The sequence below is a fragment of the Bacteroidota bacterium genome (assembly GCA_013360915.1).
Classification (GTDB): domain Bacteria; phylum Bacteroidota; class JABWAT01; order JABWAT01; family JABWAT01; genus JABWAT01.
In genome coordinates this window covers 778,379-800,908 of record JABWAT010000001.1, presented here as the reverse complement: position 1 = coordinate 800,908, position 22,530 = coordinate 778,379, and the positions used below count along the sequence as shown (strand labels likewise).

The window sequence follows — 22,530 nt, the reverse complement described above, 5'->3', positions numbered from 1 at the left end:
CCTGCCCGGCCGGTGGATTCCGGCAAAGCAGGGCAGAATCAATCAGAGGAAAATGCGGGTAATGTCGTTGACGATTGTAAAAGCCAGCAGACCGATGAGCAGATAAAGTCCGGTTTGCTGGATTCCGATTTTGATTTTATTGGGAATATCTCGCCGGACGACACTTTCGAGCATCAGAATAACCAGGTGTCCGCCATCCAGAGCTGGTATGGGCAGAATATTCAGAAGCGCCAGTGAAAGCGACAGCATGGCAATAAAATTGAGGAAGGTATCAATCCCCATGGAACCCATCTGCCCGGACATTCTGAAAATCTGAATGGGTCCGCCGATGGCTTCACGTGCATCTTCCTTGCCCTGGAAAATGCGTGTGAAGGAATTGATCATGGCACCCATGCCGGTGATGGTTTGCGCAAATCCGCTGGTAATGGCTTCGCCGGATGAATACTCGACTTTTTCGAATACCGGGGGTTGTGGGGTGATTCCGATTTTTCCGCCCTGAAGGGTAACAGGCTGAACCCATTCACGCCGGTTCCGTTCGAGGGTCAGTGTCACATTTGGATCGGTGAGGGTACCCAGATAGTCAGGAATGTCCTCGAACCGTTCAATCACACGGTCATTGATTTTCAGGATGCGGTCACCCGGCTGAAGGTCCGATTTCTCGGCGGCAGATCCCGGGGCAATGGTTCCGATGACCGGCTCATAGGGGTAGGTGATTCCGAAATCCTTTTTACCCAGGTTGGTCTGGAAATTATCCGGAGCGTGGAGTGTGAGCGAACGGCCATCCCTGACGACGGTGAAGTTCAGATCGACTGCGCTGATCTCTTCAAGCGAAAGCAGATCGTTCCAGTAACGGATTTCCTGCTCATTGATCCGTACAAGCCGGTCTCCGGTTCTGATGCCGACTTCCCAGGCCAGAGAATTCTCTTCGACGAAAACCGACCGGTTGGCATCGAACGGAATCAGTTGTTTTCCGTTTGAGAAATTGAGGAAGGAAAAGATGATTCCGGCAATGATCACATTCATGATCACACCAGCCGAGATCACAATCATCCGTTGCCAGCGTGGTTTGGAACGGTATTCCCAGTGTTGTGGTTCACTGGCCACAAATTCGGTATCGAGGCTTTCATCGATCATTCCGGCAATTTTGACGTAACCTCCCAGAGGAAACCAGCTGAGACGGTAGTCCGTATCCCCCCGCTGAAATCCGATGGCACGGGGACCCATTCCAAGACTGAACACGTCGACCCGCATTCCGAAGGCCTTGGCCGCCATAAAATGACCGAGCTCATGGAAAAAAACCAGAACTCCGATTACGATAATGAAATAAAATAGAGACTCTAACATATCAGATCAGCACCCGTTTCTTTTTATCTACACACTGTTCCGCCCAACGCCGGGCTTCATGATCGGCATCAAATATCGCATCAAAATCGGGGAATCCGTTAAACGGTACCCGATCGATGGCTTCCTGTATAATCTCTGGAATCTGGGTGAATCCGATCTGTCCATCCAGAAAAGCGGCGACAGCCACTTCATTGGCTGCGTTCATCACACAGGGCCGGTTGCCGCCGGCGGTCATCGATTCAAAAGCGATTCGCAGGCATGGAAACCGGTTGGTATCCGGATCGAAAAAGGTCAGGGCCTTCATTTCAGAAAAAAGCGGCCGGTTCCAGGGAGCGGGTTTTCGGTCCGGATAGGTGAGGGCATACTGGATGGGTATTTTCATATCGGGCACACCCAGCTGGGCCTTCACGCTTCCATCGGTAAACTGAACCATGCTGTGAATGATGCTCTGAGGATGCACCACCACCTGAATCTGATCCGGACGGATATTAAAAAGCCAGCGGGCCTCAATGACTTCCAGGCCCTTATTCATCAGACTTGCGGAATCGATGGTGATTTTCTTTCCCATGGTCCAATTGGGGTGTTTCAGGGCCCTCTCAACGGTAATATCCTGAAATTCTTCGACAGGAAGGTTGAGAAAAGGCCCCCCGCTGGCTGTTAAAATCACCGACTCGATGGAATGATGGGGTTCGCCGACCAGACACTGGAAAATGGCCGAATGTTCAGAATCGATGGGAACCAGAGGAACGTTGAATTTCCGGCATTCGTCTGTGATCAGGTGTCCGGCAACAATCAGGGTTTCCTTGTTGGCAAGTGCGATGGTCTTACCGGAACGGATGGCTGCAACGGTCGGTTCAAACCCTGCAAAGCCTACCAGCGAACTCACGAGAATGTCGTAAGGTTCCTCTCCGCACAATTTCAGTGCGGCTTCCCGTCCGCTGTAAATGGTGGTTCCGGGATGGTTTTTCAGATGATGATGGTGGGTGGAATCGATCAGGCAGGCAAAAGCAGGTTTAAACTCACTGATCTGTTCATTGAGTAGTTTATGATTGGAATAGGTGATCAGACCCGTTACCTCGAAATCCTGAGCAAGATGACGCAGAACCGTCAGAGTAGAAACCCCGATGCTGCCTGTGGAACCGAGAATGACGACTTTTTTCCTCATTGGAACTTAACTGCCAATACCTGTATTTTGAATATAAACTTTAAAAGTACGGATCAGATTGTGGTTTCGAAATTTCGAGTCTTGTTTTTAAGTGTGCTGATGGCGGTTGCCGCGCTCCTTCAGGCTCAGGACATTCCTGAGACCCAGCTTTCTGCAATGGCAGAACACTATTATTCGCAAAAAAATTTCACCGATGCACTTGAACTCTACCGTCAGCTGACATCACGTTCACCCGATAACGATTACTATTTTGACCGATACTGGATGTGTCTGACCGAACTGGGTGATTACAACAGGGCCTGGTCTGCGCTGGATGGCCGGTTTCGCCGAACGGGAAATCCCGATTACCTCGAAGACATGGGCCGGCTTTCCATGCTGCTGGGAAAACAGGAAAGAGCCTGGAATGAATGGCAGCAATTGATCAAAGCCTATCAGGAAGATCCGTCGGTCATCCGCTCGGTTGGTTCGGTCCTGTCGGGATTAAAGCGGTATGACCTGGCCAAGCGTTTGTTTCAGGCTTACCGGACCCGAGAGGATCCGGCCGCGTATGCAGTTGAATTGTTCAATTTTGCTGTTCTGGCCTGGCGTGCAGAAGATGCAGCAAAAGAGGGGTTGTTACTGCTTCGTCACCGTCCCGAGACCGAATCGATGATTGAGAGCCGTCTGAGCACGGTATTTGGTGACAGCGCAGCCATAGAACCAGTCATAAAAGTTTGGCTGACAGAAAGTCCGGTTCACCAGACTCCGGCCTGGTGGCGGTTGGCAGGAAACTGGAACCGGCTGGCTGGCCGGTATAAAGAAGCTTACACCTGTATGGCAACGGCAGATCGAAAAATGATGAGCAAAGGTCAATTGTCCTGGTCCCTCATCAGTCAGCTGAGATCGGCAGAAGATCTGGCAATCATCATTCAGCTCTCTGAAAATTTCCGGACTGATTTTCCCGATAGTCCATTCCGGCAACAGGTCGATCTGAAATTGGCGGGTTCCTGGCTGGAATCGGGGCCGGTCACCCCTGAAATCCTGAAGCGGATCGAGGTGCTGTATAAATCACAGTCGGCTGGTGATACCGGGAAATTTCTGGAAATCTGGCTTCAGGCCGTTTTGAGAACCTCCTGGTCCGTGAAAAGGAAGGCTGATGTACTCGACTCTTTGCTTGCTGCCAATAAATCCCGGGACCGGTTTTACTGGGATTGGGTCCGGCGGGTCCTGAGAGATGACTGGCCGGGTGCTTTGCAGATATTTGCCAATCCGGTTTTTCGTAACCAGTTCCGTTGGGAATATGTCATGAACTCCCTCTCGGTCGGGGTACCGGCCGATACTTTAAAAACCTTGTTGTTTGCCTGGGCGCGTGATCTGAAAAATCCGGATACGCAGCAGTACCTGTATTTACTGGTTCAGACGGTTCCAGTTCCCGTAATTGACATGGCTCAGTTTGGTGGGGTGGCCAAAGGATTGATAATGAACGACGTCTTCCAGAAGGAGGAGGCAAGACTTCAGTTTATCCGCAGCCGGGAACTGGCAACGGATCCTCAGGTGAAAGCGATTGCCTGGAAAGAGCTGTGGAATACCGATCTGGCACTGAAGGATGCAAGTCAGGTTGACACTCACCTGAGAACCCTTCAGGAAATGAAGGAGATACCTCCCTTTGTTGATGATCCGTTGTTTCAAACGGCAGTCTGGTACAGTCAGACGGGACGGATTGATGAAGCCGTTTCCATCCTGACCTGGATGATTGCGAATGTGCCCGGTTCTTCCCGGATTCCGCAGGCACGCACCCTTCTCGATGAAATCAGGAAGGGCCGCGTATCATGACAACCCGTTTTCTCTCCTTGCTGACCGGACTGATCCTTCCGGCCCTTTCATCTGCGCAATATCTGCTGGTGCCCATGGATGATACCCAAAGCAATCACCTGAAAGCCTATGGAGTGGCTTACTGGCAACTTGCTCAGGGCCAGACAGTGGAATGGTTACTGAACTACCGTGGAGGAAGTTTTCTGTTGGCTGATTCACCAGTCAGCCGTCAGGAATGTCTGGTCAGGGAAGTATCGGTTGAACCTTTATCGGTTGCCGATGCTGCGGCAATTAAGGCAGATATTTCACGTGATGATGTGAATTCAGATGTGATCAGACTGGAAAAGGCACCCAAAATTGCGGTTTACACGCCACCCAATTCGCTGCCATGGGATGATGCAGTCACGCTTGCGCTGACTTATGCAGAAATCAAATATGACAAAATCTGGGATCGGGAAGTTCTGGAAGGAAAACTCTCAGATTATGATTGGCTGCACCTTCATCATGAAGACTTTACCGGTCAGTACGGAAAATTCTACCAGGCTTTTTCCACAGCCCCGTGGTACATCAGGCAACAGGCTGAGTATGAGGCCTTTGCCCGCGAAATGGGTTTCCGGTCTGTACATGAGGAAAAGAAAGCCGTTGCAGAAAAAATCAGGGAATACGTCGGGGCAGGTGGCTTCATGTTTGCGATGTGCTCTGCCACTGATACCTATGACATTGCGCTGGCTGCCAGGGGTATCGATATAGCGGCCCCAGAATTTGATGGCACCCCGGCCGAGGCGGGTGCTCAGGAACGACTCGATTTTACCAGAACATTCGCCTTTCAGAAATTCATGATCAGCCTCAATCCGCTCGAGTATGAATACTCCTCCATCGATATTCAACCAGAGGAAGTTCCTCAGCGTCTGGCCAATCAGGCCACCGATTTTTTCACCCTTTTTCAGTTTTCAGCCAAGTGGGATCCTGTCCCGACCATGCTGACCCAGAATCACCGTAAAATTCTGAAAGGATTTCTGGGACAGACCACACTGTACAAAAAACAGTTTGTGAAATCCTCAGTGGTGGTTTTGGGAGAATATGAAGGGCGGGATGAAGTGAAATACCTGACCGGAAATTTCGGGAAAGGGTCCTTTACTTTCTTTGGTGGGCATGACCCGGAAGATTTTCAGCATGCGGTTGGCGATCCTCCCACCGACCTGGCTTTGCATAAAAACTCACCGGGGTATCGGCTGATTCTGAACAATGTTCTGTTTCCTGCTGCAAGAAAGAAACCCCATAAAACATAAAAAGTCCGGGATGTACCGGACTTTTTATGTTTTAAAACGTGCAGGAAAGGTGGCTTACTCGCTGACGTAAACTCTGAATTCCCAGGGTTTCAGTTTTCCCTTAAGGTTTTTTTCGGTTTTCCCGGTAAAGTAGTCGTTCATCGGTCCCATTCCCTTCAGCTCGAAGGAGCCGGGATCTTTTGACAGATTGGCAACGACCACAACCGTGTTTCCTTCTTTTTCGCGTTTGAAGGAAAGAATCGTTTCCTTGTTTCCTGCTTCAAGCCAAGTCAGAGAACCACCGTAACTGCCGCTCCACAGAGCCTTGTTATCCTTCCTTAGCCAGGTAAGGTTGGTGAAGAAGGCCCGGTTGGGATGGTCTTTCCATTGAATGGGGTCCCGTTCGAAAAACTTGAGTTCCTGAGTCATTCCTGCTTCCTGACCATTATAAATCAGCGGCATTCCGGGCAGCGTGAAGGTGAGAACCGACATGACCTGATAGGCATCGCCCAACCGTTTGTATTCATTGCCATTCCAGGAATTCTCATCATGGTTGGTGATAAACAGCATCCGGTAATTGGAAGGATGGTAGTGTTTCTGTTCCTCATTGGTGTAGTAGTTGATCAGATCGGTGGCTTTAAGAGTTCCTGCTGCCAGTTTATTGAAATAGTCCTTTTGCTGCCAACCGTAGGTCATGTCGAAGGCATTCACATGAAGGGCCGCTTCATGGGCTTCAGCCAGCATAAATACCGGTTTGATGGCATCGAGTTCACGACGGGCAGCATCCCAGAAATCGACCGGAACCATACCAGCCACATCGCACCTGAATCCGTCAATATTGAATTCACTGACCCAGTATTTCATGGCTTCTATCATATCTTTCCGCAGGTCTTTGTTATCATAATTCAGATCAACCACATCCTGCCAGTCGGCAACCGGTGGTACCATTTCCCCTTTATCATTTTTAGTGAAATAGTCTGGATTGGTTTTCACCCAGGGATGGTCCCAGGATGTATGATTGGCTACCCAGTCAATAATCACCTTCATTTCAAGTTGATGAGCAGCTTTTACCAGATCGTGAAAATGAGCCTCAGTCCCGAATTCCGGATTAATTCCGGTGTAATTCCGGACGGCATAATAACTACCAAGTGGTCCTTTCCGGTTCTGTTCGCCGATGGGGTTAATGGGCATCAGCCATAAAATCCCGACACCAAGTGCCTTCAGCTCGGGGAGACGGGCTTCAACAGCCTTAAAAGTCCCCTGCTCAGAAAATTGCCGGACATTTACTTCATAAATGGTCATCGATCCTGACCATTCTACGGTTGTAAAAGTCGGGGCCTGCTGAGCAACCAGTGGCAGCCAACCGAACAGAAGGAGAAACAGGGAAGAAACAGTTTTCATCGGACCTCCAGATTTGAAAAAACAAGTTTAAGACAAAAAAATCACTTTATCTGTAAGAAGCGGTTCCATTCAGTAAAACCTTGTTACCATCTATCAGATTTCCCACATCGGAACCCGGACACCCCGGTCTTTGGCGGTCCGGATGGCCTCCTCATAGCCTGCATCGGCATGACGGATAACCCCCATTCCGGGGTCTGTGGTGAGTACCCTTTTCAGGCGTGTCTCCATTTCCGGAGTTCCATCGGCGACCACCACCATTCCGGCGTGCAGGGAATATCCCATGCCAACCCCTCCTCCGTGATGGAAGCTGACCCAGGAAGCACCTGCCGCGGTATTAACCAATGCATTCAGAATGGCCCAGTCGGCAATGGCATCAGACCCGTCACGCATGGATTCTGTTTCACGATTGGGTGAGGCCACCGATCCGCAATCGAGATGGTCACGCCCGATTACTATCGGTGCACTGACTTTCCCGGTCCGGACCAGTTCATTAAAAATCAGACCCATTTTTTCCCGTTCACCGTAGCCAAGCCAGCAAATCCGGGCTGGCAATCCCTGAAAATGAACCTTTTTTTGAGCCAGACCGATCCAACGGTGCAGAGACTTGTCATTCGGAAATGCATCCAGAACTGCCTGATCGGTGACAGCCAGATCGGCCGGATCACCCGACAAAACCACCCAGCGGAACGGACCTTTTCCTTCACAGAAAAGCGGACGGATGTACTCTGGGACAAATCCCGGAATCCGGAACGCTTCTTTAACACCTGCCTTAACCGCCTGAGCCCTGATATTGTTTCCGTAATCCACAGCTTTGGCTCCAGCCTGCTGCATATCCAGCATGGCAGAAACATGAATCCCCATAGATCGGATGGAAGCCAGTTTATAACCTTCCGGATCTTTTTTCCTTAGTTCTAGTGCTTCCTTCAATGGAAGGCCGTTAGGCACATATCCATTTAATTCATCGTGTGCACTGGTCTGGTCGGTCACGATATCGGGAATCTGCCCCATGCGAACCAATTCGGGAAGAATATCGGCTGCATTGCCGACCAGTCCAACCGAACGGGCCTGCCGGGTACGGACCCACTCATCGATTTTCTGAAGAGCTTCCGGAAGGCTGTGACTGATTTCATCTATATAGCCGGTTTCAAGCCGCTTCTGTATTCTGCTTTCATCCACATCGATACCGAGAAAAGCGGCCCCATTCATGGTGGCTGCCAGAGGCTGTGCACCACCCATGCCGCCCAATCCGGCGGTCAATACCCACCGTCCCGAGAGACTTCCGCCAAAATGCCGGTTGGCCATGGCTGAAAAGGTTTCATAGGTACCCTGCAGAATGCCCTGTGTCCCGATATAGATCCAGGATCCGGCCGTCATCTGACCGTACATGATCAGACCCTGCCTTTCGAGTTCATGAAAGTGTTCCCAGTCGGCCCACTTTCCGACCAGATTTGAATTGGCAATGAGAACCCGCGGACTGTGGGGATGGGTTTTGAATACACCTACCGGTTTCCCCGATTGAATCAGCAGGGTTTCATCGTTCTCTAGTTCGCGCAAAGAATGCACAATGGCATGGTAAGCCGGCCAGTTCCTGGCTGCCTTTCCCGTTCCGCCGTAAACAACGAGTTCTTCGGGATGTTCGGCAACTTCCGGATCCAGATTATTCATCAACATTCTGAGGACGGCTTCCTGTTGCCAGCCTTTACAGGACAACCGGCTACCTCGGGGGGCCTGAATTTTCATGGTTGGTCTCCTTCATGATTGGCTTATATAACCACCGCTGTTCTTCAAATCAACTTGATGCGACTTAAATCGCAGTAACTTGGCCTGTTAAAGTTGCAGATAAGGATTTTTCGATGTATTTAGCCGATGTGACGAAAATCATAAAAATGCCAATAAAATACTGCTGCAACTCCCACCTTTTCTGGTTGTGTCTGGCTGTTGTCTGGTTTCTTCTGCCCGCCCATGTGCATGGACAGAATTATAACTTCAATATTTATGACAGCGAAAAAGGCCTCTCCTCGAATCTGACCAAGCGGGTTGTAAAGGACAAAGATGGCCTGATCTGGGTGGCCACCGATGGAGGCGTGGTCTATTTTGATGGCATTCAGTTCCGGACGATCACCAGCGGACTTCCCAGCCAGTACATCAAAGATATAGTGATCACCCCAACCGGAGATATGCTGGTGATTTCTGACATGGGCATTGGAAAAATTACCGCCGGAACCGGCTACCACCGTCTGATCCCCGGAACCGAAATTGATTCAGATACCAGTATTGTTTATCCAAAAACCGTGTATTCCGACCGGTTCGGCCGCATGTGGATCAGCGAGGCCACCGGCGTCAGTCGTCTGGATGGCCAGAAATTAAAAAAATACCGGTTCCCGCTCAGGTACCAGACCGACAGTTACAACCGGTCCTTCCTTTTTGCCGAAGACCAGTTCGGCCGTTTGCTCATGACTTCCTGGAAGGGGATGGTCTTTTTATTCGATCCGCAATCGGATTCATTTATTGAACTGCCGCTGCTCAGCGGTCAGTCGGGTCTGCAGGTGAATGTTCTAAAGGTCATGAGCGATTCGAGCATCTGGATCGGAACCAACAGGGGCATTTACCGATTCGTCCCACAGGCCAATATAACCGGGGCACGTGCAGAAAAAGTATCTGATCTTCCCATGGTATCCTCGCTGGCCGAAACAGAAGATCGCTCCGTTCTGATCGGTTCCTTTACCGATGGCCTGTTTATTCTCTATCCGGGTAAAGGCAATAAACCAAGGCCCATTGCAAATTTTCCGTTTGAAGTCGTGAATTCAATAACCATCGACGATGAGGGAATTGTGTGGGCGGCCACCGATGATGGGGTGGTAATGGCGACCGAAACGCTCTTTAATACAGTTGGAATTCAGAACCAGGTTTTATATGTCAGAGGCGTAAAAACATCAGCCGATGGGTCGGTCCTTGCCAGTGATCAGGAACGGATCGTTCAGGTTCTCTTTTCGGATTCAAAAGTCAAGCAGACCGTGGTCCTCGAAAAACGGGAATCCTTCCTCTACGATTTTGCATTTAACGAACGGTATCTGTGGATTTCGACCCGTGATGGCCAGCTGACGAGGCTGAACCGAAAAACGATGAACCGCCAACCGGTTCCACTTCCGGTTTCGGCCTTCCGTCTGAATCATCTGACCATGGATCCCGAGAACCGGCTCTGGGCCTTTTCGGAAGGCGATGGAAAAGTGGTGTGTGTCGATTCAACACTGGTTCCGCGCTTTTACCAGTCCGCTTCAGGTGCCGATTTCCGTTTCGGGTCCCTGGTGGTGACTCCGGACGGATCTGTGTTCGGAATTGCCGGAAAGGGAATTTCAACAATTCACAAGTATGATCAGGAATCAGATCGGTTTTCTCAGTGGACTTTTACTGTGGCTGCTGGCAGTCCGACTCCGGAACTTATCCGTACCCTGTATCCGGGTTCCGTTTCGGGGGAATGGTGGCTGGGTGCAGCCAATGGCCTGTTCCGGTATTACAACGGGATTGTGAGTCAGATTACCACCGTCAACCAGTTTGGTGTTCCTTCTGTCAAATCTCTGGTAATCGACAATTACGGCCAGTTATGGATTGGCACCGAAACCGGAATCATTGTGTACCACAATCTGATGGCAGCCTTTTTCGGGAAGCAGGATGGTTTGTCAAATACCACCATCACGCACCATGCCATGACCGTGGACCCCGAGGGACGAATCTGGACAGGAACAGCTAAAGGACTTGGCTATTGGCAAAAACGGGTTCAGCCAGTCCGGATTACCCCGCTTCCCAAGTTCAGCACCATCAGTTTTAACGATCAGCCGGTGGAACTGGGACGATCCGATTCGGTCTCAGTATTGGAAGAAAGTTCCTTTACCGCCGGATTCTATGCGGTTACTTACCCGGCCGAATACATTCAGTTTCAATGTCGTCTGGTCGGTCATCAGGAAAACTGGACAACCCCCTCCAGTCAGAAAATCATTTATTACCCCTCGCTTCCTTCCGGCAACTTTATCTTTCAGGTCCGAGCCATCAAATCGGGTCATTTCTGGAGTGAGCCAGCCGAGTACCGGTTTGTCATCACGCCGCATTGGTATTCGACCTGGTACATCCAGATCATTGGTTTTCTGGTGATTGGCTTTGGATTCTTTATGGTGTCGCTGGTCATGCAGAAACGACGGTTTCAGCGAATGCGTGAACGGCAACAGGAATTACAGCATCTGGTTAATGAGCGTACCCTGACACTGGTCGCCGAAAAGGAACGGACGGAAAAAGCGCTCGAAGATACCGAGAAGGCAAGAAATGAAGCAGAAAGTCAGCGGATTATTGCCGAACAGGCCATGGAAACCATTAAAAACCATGAGCAGAAGCTGATTGAAGCGGACCGCATCAAATCACGTTTTTTTGCCAATATTTCCCATGAATTCAGAACACCGCTGACTCTGACCATCGGACCCTTGGAAAACGCCATCGAAGGTTCATTTGGCAAGGTCACACCCAAACTGAAAAACCAACTCACCATCGCTCTCCGTAATTCAAGACGGTTGCTGAGGCTGATTAATCAGCTGCTCGAAATTTCGAAGGTTGATGCCGGGCAGAGTCAGCTTAGGGTCAGCCGCCAGGATATCGTAACGGTAAACCGGGAAATCACCCAACTTTTTGGTCAATTGTGTGCAGAACGCCGGATTCAATACATCACCGATTCAAACACAGGCTCGGCCTTCTGCTGGTTCGATGTTGATAAGGTTGAAAAGATCATTTTTAACCTGGTTACCAATGCAATCAAATTCACCCCGGATGGGGGATCGATCCGGATTGAAACAGAAGTGAACTCGGATCTGACCGCCTTCGAGTTCCGCATAACCGATTCAGGACGGGGATTTAAGGAGGAAGAGCTACCTTTCATTTTTGACCGGTTTTTCCATGGAGACCATCTTGACTCATCCCTTCAGGAGGGAACCGGTATCGGTCTTTCGCTGGCGCGCGATCTGGTGGCCCTGCATAAAGGCATCATCACCGTAGAAAGCCAACCCGGAAAGGGAAGTACATTTTATTTCAGAATACCGATCTCACGGGATACATGGTCCGATGAGGAAATCGCTCAGGATTCTGCCGACCCGATCCATGGCTTTATCGAGCGGGCCAAATCGGAACTGGCCGAGTTCAGCACCGGAATCAATCTGGATGATATCAATTTCGACCGCGATGAATCGGGTGAAAAGCCTGTCGTACTCGTGGTTGATGATAACAAAGACATCCGGACATATATCAGAGCCATTCTCGAGGATAAATACGATATCATCGAAGCAGAAAACGGAAAGGAAGCCCTGGAAGCTGCCGAAGAACAGATTCCCACGTTAATTCTGACGGACATCATGATGCCGGTGATGGATGGCTATGAATTCTGCAGACGGGTCCGTTCAAACGATCTGCTTAGCCATGTGCCTATTATTTTACTGACGGCAAAGGCATCTGGAGAAATGAAGGCCGAAGGTCTCGAAATCGGTGCCGATGATTACATGTACAAGCCATTCTATACAAAGGAATTATTGGCTCGTGTGAAAAACCTGATTCAGCTGCGTCAGCAGGAAAGCCAGTTAAAGCGGATGAACCGCGAACTGGAATCCATGGTGGATGCCATGAAAAAGGCAGATAGTCTGAAATCAAAACTGCTGAGTATTGCAGCTCATGATCTCAGAAATCCGCTGAACAGCATCATCGGATATGTTGAACTGATTGAAAGTCAGCTTCCAACCGATTCGGATATTGCGCCCAGGCTACAGAAAATCCACAAATCGGCTGCACGGATGGTGGGATCTATCAGGGAATTGCTTGATTCGTCCTACATTGATCTGGCCTCGCTTTCACTGAACCTGAAACCAGTGGATATGAATGCGGTTCTGAATACCGTGGTTATTCAGAATGAACCATTGTCTCATCGGAAAAATCAGCGAATTCAGTTCGATAACCATCTTCCCGAAAAATTCACCATCAAAGGTGATGAGGACAAAATCAGGAACATTTTTGATAACCTGGTTTCAAATGCAGTCAAATACTCTCCTGCCGGAAAAACCATTTCAGTACGGGCCTATGAGAAACCCGAGGGTATCCGGGTGGAGGTTGAGGATGAAGGGCCGGGATTTACGCAGGAAGATCAGCAGCGGCTGTATCAGCGGTATCAGCGCTTGTCGGCTCAGCCAACTGGAGGAGAGCTCTCAACAGGACTCGGTCTTTCCATCGTAAAGGAATTTACCGACTTGCATCACGGAACTCTGTCTTTGGAAAGTATTCCCGGGGCAGGTTCAACATTTATCGTCGAATTGCCCCGGGGTTAAAACTTAGCGGGTCAGTTTTTTATACTTGATCCGATGAGGCTGCTCAGCATCAATACCCAGCCGTTTCTTCCTGTTTTCTTCATATTCTGTGTAATTTCCATCGAAGTAAACCACCGTGCTGTCTCCTTCAAAGGCCAGAATATGCGTGGCAATCCGGTCCAGGAACCAGCGGTCGTGTGAAATAACCACTGCACAACCGGCAAAATTCTGCAGGGCTTCTTCCAATGCCCGCAACGTATTCACATCCAGGTCATTGGTGGGTTCATCCAACAGCAGAACATTGGCTCCCTGACGCAGTACCTTGGCCAGGTGGACACGGTTTTTCTCTCCACCTGATAGTTCCTTTACCTTTTTCTGCTGATCACTTCCCGAGAAATTGAATCGTGCCACATAAGCACGTGAATTGACTTCCCGTTTTCCGAGAAGGATGGTATCATCTCCCCCTGAAATTTCTTCCCAGATGGTTTTTTCCCCATCGAGCGGACGCGATTGATCAACATAGGCCAGTTTGACAGTGTCACCGATCCTGATGGTTCCTGTGTCGGGTTTTTCCTGCCCGGTAATCATTCTGAACAAGGTGGTTTTTCCAGCACCGTTCGGACCGATGACCCCGACAATGCCTCCCGGCGGAAGGGCAAACGTCATGTCATCGTAGAGAAGATTGTCACCGTAGGCTTTTGCAACTGATTTCGATTCAATCACCACATCACCAAGACGCGGTCCGGGTGGAATGTAGATATCAATATCTTCGCTGCGTTTCTCGGTTTGTTCCTCAAGCATTTTTTCATAGGCAGAGATACGGGCTTTGGATTTTGCATGACGGCCCTTAGGATTCATCCGGATCCACTCCAATTCCATGGCAAGTGCCTTGGAGCGTTTGCTTTCCTGCCGCTCTTCCTGTTCAAGACGTTTTTGTTTCTGTTCCAGCCAGGAGGAGTAATTGCCCTGAAAGGGAATTCCTTCACCACGGTCCAGTTCCAGAATCCAGCCGGCGACGTTATCGAGGAAATACCGGTCGTGTGTTACCGCAATGACGGTTCCTTCATAGGTACCGAGATGATGCTCCAGCCAGCTGACCGATTCAGCATCAAGATGGTTCGTTGGCTCATCCAGCAAAAGCACATCGGGTTTCTGAAGCAACAGCCGGCAAAGCGCCACACGGCGGCGTTCCCCACCCGAGAGCACATTGATCGGGGTATCTCCCGGTGGACACCGTAAAGCATCCATGGCCATTTCAAGGCGGGCATCAATGTCCCAGGCATTCATGGCATCAATTTTTTCCTGCAGAGCTGCCTGCTTATCCATCAGCTTCTCATAGTCTGCATCCGGATCGGCAAATTGTTCGCTGATGGAATTGTAATCCCGAAGCAGCTGAATGGTTTCCTTCGCGCCTTCTTCAACGATTTCTCTGACGGTTTTTGATGGGTCCAGTACCGGATCCTGATGCAGCAGTCCGAAGGTCACTCCCTTCTGACGGGTGATCTGACCAAGATAATCATGATCCTCACCCGCAATTACCTTAAGAAGTGAACTTTTTCCAGCGCCGTTGAGTCCGAGAACGCCGATTTTTGCTCCGTAAAAAAAGGAAAGGTAAATATCTTTCAGGACCGTCCGGTTTGGTTTGTAAACCTTACTGACACCGATCATCGAAAAAATAATTTCATTACCTGCCATGTGTGTCTCCGCTATTCAGATAGATTAAAATAAAAAAGCCCATCAGAGATGGACTTTACTTCAAAAGGGGATTACCACTCCGATCGGGTTGGATCCGATCCGGATGATCATTTGTTGAAACGGTGAAACTTTCACCAGTCCCAGCTCAGACTGATTGTGCCGAGGGTCGGACTCCCCGATACGTTCCTATCGGGGTAAACTTCTCGTCCGACTTCTTCAACAGTCGCTTAATGGTTGTGCCGAGGGTCGGACTCGAACCGACACGGGTTTTGAGCCCACTGGATTTTGAGTCCAGCGCGTCTACCAGTTTCACCACCCCGGCATTTACTCAGGAAACGGATTCCTTTGTAAAAATCAAGTTGTTTTTGAGTGAACCAATACGGCATTATCCGCATCAGAACCTCAAACGGACTGCAAAGTTATTCCGAACCCTCGTTTATTGCAACCTGTGGGGGCAGAGTATCTGAAAGAAAAGCCACCTCTTTCAGGGGAATCCAGCCGGTATTGCCATTTTCCAGACGAATATGAACCCATTCACCAAAGCGGGAAATCATAAAGACACGGGTGATATGGTGCAATTGAAACAGGGTGGCAGAGCGTGTATTGGGTTCCGATTTGATATCAGATTGTGCAGCCGTGATAAAACCATGGTCTTCGAGGTTTTCGAGATAGAGATAACTGGTTGCGGCCAGCTGAATAAAAATGGTCACCCAGACAAGAACCAGAACCGCGTTCTGTTTCCAACCGCTCCATCGTTGATGAAAACGCAGAAAAAATAAAATGAGTGCGAGAATTGATAGCAGAATGACCGGAATGGCAACCATCGGGTATCTGAAAAAAGACAAGGCAGACAAGGCCTGATCGCGAAGAGTGACCTGAGGCAGTTTGGTGATTTTGTCAGTTTGAATCAGACGGACGAGGTTAAGGTTTTGTTGAATATCGGCAGACCACGGGTCGGATTGTGCTGCTTTTTCATAGGCCCATCTTGCCAGACCATATTGCTGCAACCGGAACCAGGAATTGCCCAGATTTAGATACATGGCTGATGATTCAAATCCTTCATTCAGTAAACTCAGATACCGGTTCACAGCTTCGCTGTATCTGCCGGCAGAATAATCCTGGTTTCCCCAGAGAAACATGCTGTCCGGTGCTGCTGACTGAGCCGAAGCTGTCTGCAGATTAAGACCAGAAAGCAGACAGATCAGCAAGAATAATTTCTGCATGTTTGATTAATTCCTCTTTCGATTCTGTGATGGCCTGAACGGGTGCGAACCGGTACTCGTTCAGCTTGTGAAGATAGGCAGAAACACGCGAAAGCTGTTCAGGTGGCATGTTCTGACTGGATAACAATTGGATGACCTCACTCGCAGTCCAGGCTGTCTCGCCGATTTTCAGCTTATGGGCAATGAATTGACTGATCACCCGGTGAATTTCACCAAGTACTTCACGGGTATCGGTGGTTTCTGCCAGTTTCCGTGCTTTTTCCAGGCTTTTTCTGGCAAATTTCTCGGCATGACGATGGGCAAATGATTTGTAGTCAGCACGCAGTCGGTCGGACCGTCGTAACCAGACAAAGGCCATCCCGAATATTGCCCACATCATCAGAAAAGCTGGAATGGCCCACTGATGCGGGGATTTTCTGAATCCGGATGCTTCTGACCAGTCTGACTCGGTTCTGATGAAGGAAATGTCTTTCCCAATGGTTCTGAAATCGATGCTCTCTCCCGTTGGCAGACCGTTGGCAGCTGCTCCCCCGGTAACCGGAATGGTGATGGCTGGAAAAGTCTGTGTTTTCACCTTATCTGAACCGGAATCCCACCAGGACCAGCTGACAGCCGGCAGGTTGATATCTCCAGAATATCGGGGAATGATAATGTATTCGATGGACCAGGTCCCGGTTCCGCCGCGAACACCTGCATTCATTTTGGTGGTTTCTTTGGGAGGGTAGGCTTCAACCTGGGATCCGAACGACAATTTTGGGGGTAAGAAGTTTTTGAAATTTCCGGTTCCCTCAAAGGTCATGAATACCGAGACTGGCTGATTCACTTCAGCTGTTTGCCGGGAAACCGTCCGCTTGCCGGTTATATCCCCGACAAACCCGGTATAATCAGCGGGAAGCGGACCTGTTGGTCTGACCGTCAGCTTGAGGGAGTTGCTGCTAACCGAGATCTGAGTGTACTCCTGAAACGGATCCATCAGAAAGTCATCAAAAACACTGGAACGGTTATTTTTCCGCGGTCTGGCTGCCTGAACTGTCAAAACCAGTGGTTTGATTTCGAGCAGTCCCGGTTGCTGCGGGTATATGACCAATTCCCTGATGTTTACAGCGCTGTATGTGATGCCTCCCACCACTTCATTCTGTGGCCGCTGGTTGGGAACACCAGTATTCACATCATCGGTAAGGGCCCCTGAAATGGTAAAATCCTGAACCTGACGCGGATTGTTGATGCGCGTCCTGAAATACAACCGGTATTTGATGTAAACGGGTTCACCCACCACCGGATTGGTCTTATTTGCGGTTGCTTTTATAAAAACCAGTTCATCCTGTTCCTGTCCGGTTTCAGAGCCCAGCTTCGCATCGGCTGCCACGATTTTTAGTGTCAGAAGGTTACTCTGAACGGTCTTTCCTTTGAACACAACGGTGGCTGGTCCCACTTTCAAAGTTCCGGTTTCGGTAGCAAGGTAGGTGTGGGTTTGCGTGGTACTCACCCGATAGGACCCGTTGACAATGGAAATGCTTTGTCCGCTCGAAGATTGACCGGGAAGTCTTTTAAGCCCTTGTACAGGAGAAAGAGTGGGTTCCGGAAGGTTGACATTCCCCGATGTGGCCACTTCCAGCGTTACCGTGACAATATCATTCACCCGGTAGGTGGTCCGATCGGTTGAAATGGCCAGCTCAATTTCCTGTGCACGGAGACCGGTGAACAGACTGCTGACAAGAAGAAACAGAATCAATCGCATGTTACCAGTCCTTGTCGGTTTTCCGTCGCTGACGGGTTTGCATTTCTTTCTTTTTCAGAAGTGCTTCCTGTTCATTTTTTTTCAAAGCATCCAGTAAACGCTGAGCCTGCTCTTTTGGCATGGTGGCTTGTTGCTGCTGCTGATCTGGCTTTTGCTGATCTTGTTTCTTCTGATCGTTTTTCTGCTGGTCCTGCTTTTGTTGTTCCTGTTTTTGCTGATCCTGTTTGTTCTGGTCTTTTTTATCGTCTTTGTTCTGTTGCTGTTTCTGTTGTTGCTGCCTGAGGTCAATCAGACGGGAAATCACCTCGGCATTGGCACGGGCATCAGGATCGGCCGGATTTAATTTCACAGCCTGGCGTGCGTCCAGCAGTGCTTTTTCCATTTCCTGTTGCTTCATATTGGCAAGCGCCCGGTTATAGGCCGACTTGCCGGCCACCGGGGCCGATCTTGTGAGGGATTCAGATAACTGATACTGGCGGACCGCTTCATCCTGCCTGCCAAGTTTCATCAGGGTATTACCAATGTTGAATGCAAGCAGAGGGTCATCCGGTCTTTCCTTTTGCTCGTTCTGATACAGTTGAAGTGCCTCTGCATATTGGCCCTTCTTATAAAGAAGATCGGCCTTCTGAAGATTCCCGATATCCAGGGAAAGAAACGCCAGAATCAACCAGATCATGACAGGGGTTCCTTTTTACGGGTGGTGAAAAGAGTTAAGCCGGTCAGGCACATGAATAAAACCAATCCGGCCGCAAGCGGATACTGGAATTTATTATCCAGATCGAGCACTTCCTCAGCTTTGTAATCCTCCTTTTTCAGGGAACTGACCACATCGCTCAGTTTATAAAAATCAGAGAAGGCCGACCCGATTCTGAAATACTCTCCGCCGGTTCCACTGGCGAGTTCTGCCATATTCTGTTCCTTAAGCTGTGTGGTGACCACATTGCCCGACCGGTCACGCCTGAAATCGGTGACTTTTCCAAACCGGTCGGTTACCGGAATCGGACCGCCAGCAGCAGTACCCACCCCAACTGTGTAAACACGGATCCGTTCTTCCTTCGCGAAGGCAATGGCTTCGTTCAGGCCTCCTTCGTGGTCCTCTCCATCCGATAAAACCACCAGAATGCGGGTTCGTTCCTTGTCTTCGGCTGTTTCCCCAATGGAAAGTGTTCGCTTAAAGGCTTCTGCGGATTGATAAACCGGTCCGGCCAGGTTGGTGCCCGGATTGGGAAGGTAGCCGGTGGTGATGGCATCCAGGTACATGTATATGGCTGAGTAATCGGTGGTCAGCGGACATTGAAGGAAGGCATCGTTTTCGAAAACAATTAATCCGACCCGATCGCCTTTCAGCTGACTGACGAAATTTCTGATTTCCAGTTTGGTTTTTTCCAGCCGGCTGGGCTGTATATCCTGCGCAAGCATGGAATTGGAGACATCAAGGGCAATGATGATGTCGGTTCCCTTCGATTTCACTTCCCGTATCCGTTCACCAAGCAGAGGCCCCATCAGACTTACCACCAGGAAAATCCACATGAAAGACCAGAGGATTAAGGTCAGAACCGGTAAATGGTGCGAGGGTCTGTCTGCCAGCTTTTCGAGATTCGAGGTGGAAAAATAGTTCAGTAATTGCCGGTTCTGATATCGCTGATAGATCCATACGAGGACCCCGGCAATCAGCAAAATCGGAAAAAGGAGTGCGTAGTCCGGCCAGGCAAATTTCATCCGGTTCTCCATTTTTTTACGATGGTTACCTGTCTGAGGCGGGTATTGATCAGCACCCATTCGAGAAACAGCAAGGCAAGTGCAGGAATCATAAACCACCAGTACACATCCTCGTACTGATTAAAGGTCTTTACTTCAATTCTGGTTTTTTCCAGCTGACCGATTTCTGTATAAATGTTCCGGAGCGACGTATTGTCTGTTGCACGGTAATACTTGCCTCCGGTCAGGGTGGCTACTTTTGTAAGGGTTTCATCATCAACATCCACTTCCTGCCGCACCATTACCGTCCTCCCGAACTGGTCGGTGACCGGAATCTCGGCCTGACCCAGCCGACCGACTCCAACCGTGTAAACACGGATTCCCAGACTCAGTGCCAGGTCGGCTGCGGTAATGGGGTCAATCGATCCCTGATTGTTCCGTCCGTCGGTCAGAAGAATGATGATTCTGGTTTTGGCTTCCGAATCGCGTAAACGGTTTATGCTGGCGGCAAGGGCCATTCCAATGGCGGTTCCGGGATTCTGATCATCAAATGTGGTGGTTCTGATCATATCCTTAAGCATTTGGTAGTCAAGGGTCAGCGGCACCTGGGTGTAGGCCTCACCGGCAAAGACCACCAGCCCGATCCGGTCTGCTTCGCGACCGGCAACAAAGTCCCGCGCCACTTCACGTGCAGCCGCCAGCCGGTTCGGGTTCAGATCGGTGGCACGCATGGACCCCGAAATATCCAGAGTCAGAACAATGTCGACTCCCTCCGAGCTGATCACTCGCTCAGTGTTTACCAACTGCGGTCTGGCCAGAGCGGTTACCAGTAAAACGAAGGCCACCATCACCAGCCATGGAAGACTGTGTGCGATCCAGACCCACAGGGTTCTCCGCTGGCTTTTTACAGGAGCCAGAGAACCGTAAATCAGGGCGGGCCGACGGTTCCTCAGGTAGAATAAGTGAACCGTGATCCAGGCGGGAAGAAAAAGCAGCAGCCAGAACCAGACCGGATTTTCGAATTGCAGGTTCACGAAACAGGTCCTCCCGTTTCACCGGATGTTCTGGATGTTTCAATGAGTGAAGCCGAATTTCCGACTGCATCAAAATCGGCCAGCATCTGCTCATTCGCAGCCGATTGTCTGGCGAACTTGATCAGATCAGCCCTTCCCAGCAGCAGAAGCATGTCGGGCAGTTTTCCCTGCAGATCCGGTTCACCTGACAGCCAGTTCAGCAGTTCATCACTGGTCATTTCTCTGACTGGCTTCCCGGTTACTGACTCGAGATAGGATTTGAGCAGGTCAATGAGATCGGTATAAAAACCCTTGATGTCGGTCATCCATTCCGGACCGCGTGACTTAAGCGCAGCCATTCCTTCAAGAAACTGCTGATAGGGATCTGGAATAGCTACGGGTTGCAGCAAGGATTCTGCTGGTGCCTTTTTCCGGTTTTTGTACCAGATGATGGCACCAGTGATCAATCCAACCAGGATCAGACCGGCCAGAATCATCAGTGCCCAGTGCCACCATGGACGGTAAGTCAGATAAATATCCTTCTCGGGTCGCGGAGTGGTATCAGCTGGTGTGGTGATCAGATCAGGGAAAATGAGGGTGGTTGGCAGTTCAAACCATACCGAATCGGTGTCCTTTTTCAGGGTGAATTTTAATCGGGTCAGTGTATCTGGTTTGATTCCCCAGAACACCAGCTGCTGCCTCCAGCTGTACCATCCCGCCGAATCGGTCCGGACCTCGGGAGGAAGCAGTTCCCAGTTCTTCATCCGGGCACTGTCTGGTTTGAAACTCCACTGGTAACCAGGGGAGAGTGTGCGTTCAACCGACAGGGACAGGGTATCTCCGATCATCATGGAATCGGGCGGAAGGAAAACCACCTTCCAGTCGGCCGGATGTTGGGCTAACGCTGAAACAGGCATCCACAAACCGAGAAAAACAATCCAGCGGGTCATCAGTAGCGTTTTCCTCTTTTTCTGAAAAAGGTCATCAGTTTATCCACATAATCCTGGTTGGTGAACAATTCGACACTATCCACCTGCAGTTTTTTCAGAAGGTCACGGGTATCTGCATGTTGCCTGATATAATGTTCTCTGATCCGGTCCCGGACTTTTTCGGAACTGAGATCCACCAGTTGAGTGGTACCAGTTTCAGGATCCCGCAGATGAGTGAGTCCGATCGGTGGAGGAACAAGTTCACCCATGTCACGCAGTAAAAGGGTGATCAGGTCATGTTTACTGTTGAGAATCCGTATCGATTTATCAAATCCGGTAGCTTCCAGATCAGAAATCAGGAAAACGATGCTCCGGCGTCTGAGCAGGCGGTTCACATAATCAATGGCCATAGCCAGATTGGTCGGGCGTTCAGAAGGCTGATGAGCAAACAGTTCTCTGAGGACCCGCAGCACGTGCGTGCGGCCTTTCCTTGGTGGTATCAGACGTTCGATCCGGTCTGAAAAAATGCAAAGGCCGACTTTGTCATTGTTTTTAATGGCCGAAAAAGCCAGCACTGCCGACAGTTCAATGGCATAATCATACTTGATGGGATATTTCGATCCGAACCACAAGGACCCCGAGGCATCAATCATCAGCATAAGGGTCTGTTCGCGCTCCTCCTGAAAAACCTTGATAAAGGGTTTTCCCTGGCGGGCACTCACATTCCAGTCAATACTCCTGATGTCATCACCGAACTGATATTCCCGGACCTCGGAAAATTCCATTCCGGAGCCTTTGAAGTTCGACCGGTACTCCCCGGCGAACAGGTTCGTAACGATGCCGCGGGTGCGTATTTCGAGCTGCCGTATCTTTTTATAAACGGCGGGCGGAACACCGGTGCCGGCCGGACCGGAATTCTGATGGTCAGCAACCATGAAA

General features: G+C 50.0%; 15 protein-coding genes and 1 tRNA gene. 3 read left to right on the top strand and 13 right to left on the bottom strand.

What is annotated here, in order from left to right; all coding sequences use genetic code 11:
- Positions 1–42: 42 nt before the first annotated feature.
- Together rseP and HUU10_03420 are read right to left on the bottom strand one after the other, a co-directional pair.
- Positions 43–1,344: an RIP metalloprotease RseP gene (gene rseP / locus HUU10_03425; protein NUQ80639.1), complete on the bottom strand. Its 1,302-nt coding sequence runs from the start codon at positions 1,342–1,344 to the stop codon at positions 43–45.
- A gap of 1 nt (position 1,345) precedes the next feature.
- Positions 1,346–2,509, bottom strand: coding sequence for a 1-deoxy-D-xylulose-5-phosphate reductoisomerase (locus HUU10_03420; GenBank protein NUQ80638.1), 1,164 nt, complete (start codon positions 2,507–2,509; stop codon positions 1,346–1,348).
- A gap of 60 nt (positions 2,510–2,569) precedes the next feature.
- On the opposite strand from HUU10_03420, the gene HUU10_03415 reads away from it, so the two are divergent.
- Both HUU10_03415 and HUU10_03410 read left to right on the top strand, forming a co-directional pair.
- Complete coding sequence (locus tag HUU10_03415) at positions 2,570–4,321, top strand: hypothetical protein (protein ID NUQ80637.1); 1,752 nt, start codon at positions 2,570–2,572, stop codon at positions 4,319–4,321.
- Entirely contained in the window at positions 4,318–5,589 is a 1,272-nt protein-coding gene (locus HUU10_03410) for an asparagine synthetase B (GenBank protein ID NUQ80636.1), read from the top strand. Before HUU10_03415 ends, HUU10_03410 begins: the two co-directional genes overlap by 4 nt.
- A 54-nt stretch (positions 5,590–5,643) precedes the next feature.
- Here the strand turns inward: HUU10_03410 and HUU10_03405 are convergent, their stop codons facing one another.
- Positions 5,644–6,969: an alpha-glucosidase C-terminal domain-containing protein gene (locus tag HUU10_03405; GenBank protein ID NUQ80635.1), complete on the bottom strand. Its 1,326-nt coding sequence runs from the start codon at positions 6,967–6,969 to the stop codon at positions 5,644–5,646.
- Between the two features lie 93 nt (positions 6,970–7,062).
- Complete coding sequence (hutU, locus tag HUU10_03400; GenBank protein ID NUQ80634.1) at positions 7,063–8,709, bottom strand: urocanate hydratase; 1,647 nt, start codon at positions 8,707–8,709, stop codon at positions 7,063–7,065.
- 113 nt (positions 8,710–8,822) lie between these two features.
- On the opposite strand from hutU, the gene HUU10_03395 reads away from it, so the two are divergent.
- Positions 8,823–13,316, top strand: a complete 4,494-nt coding sequence (locus HUU10_03395) for a response regulator (protein NUQ80633.1) — start codon at positions 8,823–8,825, stop codon at positions 13,314–13,316.
- A gap of 3 nt (positions 13,317–13,319) precedes the next feature.
- Here the strand turns inward: HUU10_03395 and ettA are convergent, their stop codons facing one another.
- The 9 genes from ettA to HUU10_03350 form a co-directional block, all read right to left on the bottom strand.
- Entirely contained in the window at positions 13,320–14,990 is a 1,671-nt protein-coding gene (gene ettA, locus HUU10_03390) for an energy-dependent translational throttle protein EttA (GenBank protein ID NUQ80632.1), read from the bottom strand.
- A 237-nt stretch (positions 14,991–15,227) separates the two neighbouring features.
- Positions 15,228–15,312, bottom strand: a tRNA-Leu gene (locus HUU10_03385).
- A 97-nt stretch (positions 15,313–15,409) separates the two neighbouring features.
- Positions 15,410–16,213 (bottom strand): hypothetical protein, encoded by an 804-nt coding sequence (locus tag HUU10_03380; protein NUQ80631.1) that lies wholly within the window; start codon positions 16,211–16,213, stop codon positions 15,410–15,412.
- On the bottom strand, positions 16,170–17,951 hold the full coding sequence (locus HUU10_03375) for a protein BatD (GenBank protein ID NUQ80630.1): 1,782 nt from the start codon (positions 17,949–17,951) through the stop codon (positions 16,170–16,172). Before HUU10_03375 ends, HUU10_03380 begins: the two co-directional genes overlap by 44 nt.
- A 1-nt stretch (position 17,952) precedes the next feature.
- Entirely contained in the window at positions 17,953–18,627 is a 675-nt protein-coding gene (locus tag HUU10_03370; GenBank protein NUQ80629.1) for a tetratricopeptide repeat protein, read from the bottom strand.
- On the bottom strand, positions 18,624–19,670 hold the full coding sequence (locus HUU10_03365) for a VWA domain-containing protein (protein ID NUQ80628.1): 1,047 nt from the start codon (positions 19,668–19,670) through the stop codon (positions 18,624–18,626). Before HUU10_03365 ends, HUU10_03370 begins: the two co-directional genes overlap by 4 nt.
- Positions 19,667–20,683, bottom strand: coding sequence for a VWA domain-containing protein (locus tag HUU10_03360; protein NUQ80627.1), 1,017 nt, complete (start codon positions 20,681–20,683; stop codon positions 19,667–19,669). The genes HUU10_03365 and HUU10_03360 overlap by 4 nt, the downstream gene beginning before the upstream one ends.
- Complete coding sequence (locus tag HUU10_03355) at positions 20,680–21,612, bottom strand: hypothetical protein (protein ID NUQ80626.1); 933 nt, start codon at positions 21,610–21,612, stop codon at positions 20,680–20,682. Before HUU10_03355 ends, HUU10_03360 begins: the two co-directional genes overlap by 4 nt.
- Positions 21,612–22,526, bottom strand: a complete 915-nt coding sequence (locus HUU10_03350) for a DUF58 domain-containing protein (protein ID NUQ80625.1) — start codon at positions 22,524–22,526, stop codon at positions 21,612–21,614. The genes HUU10_03355 and HUU10_03350 overlap by 1 nt, the downstream gene beginning before the upstream one ends.
- Between the last annotated feature and the right edge of the window lie 4 nt (positions 22,527–22,530).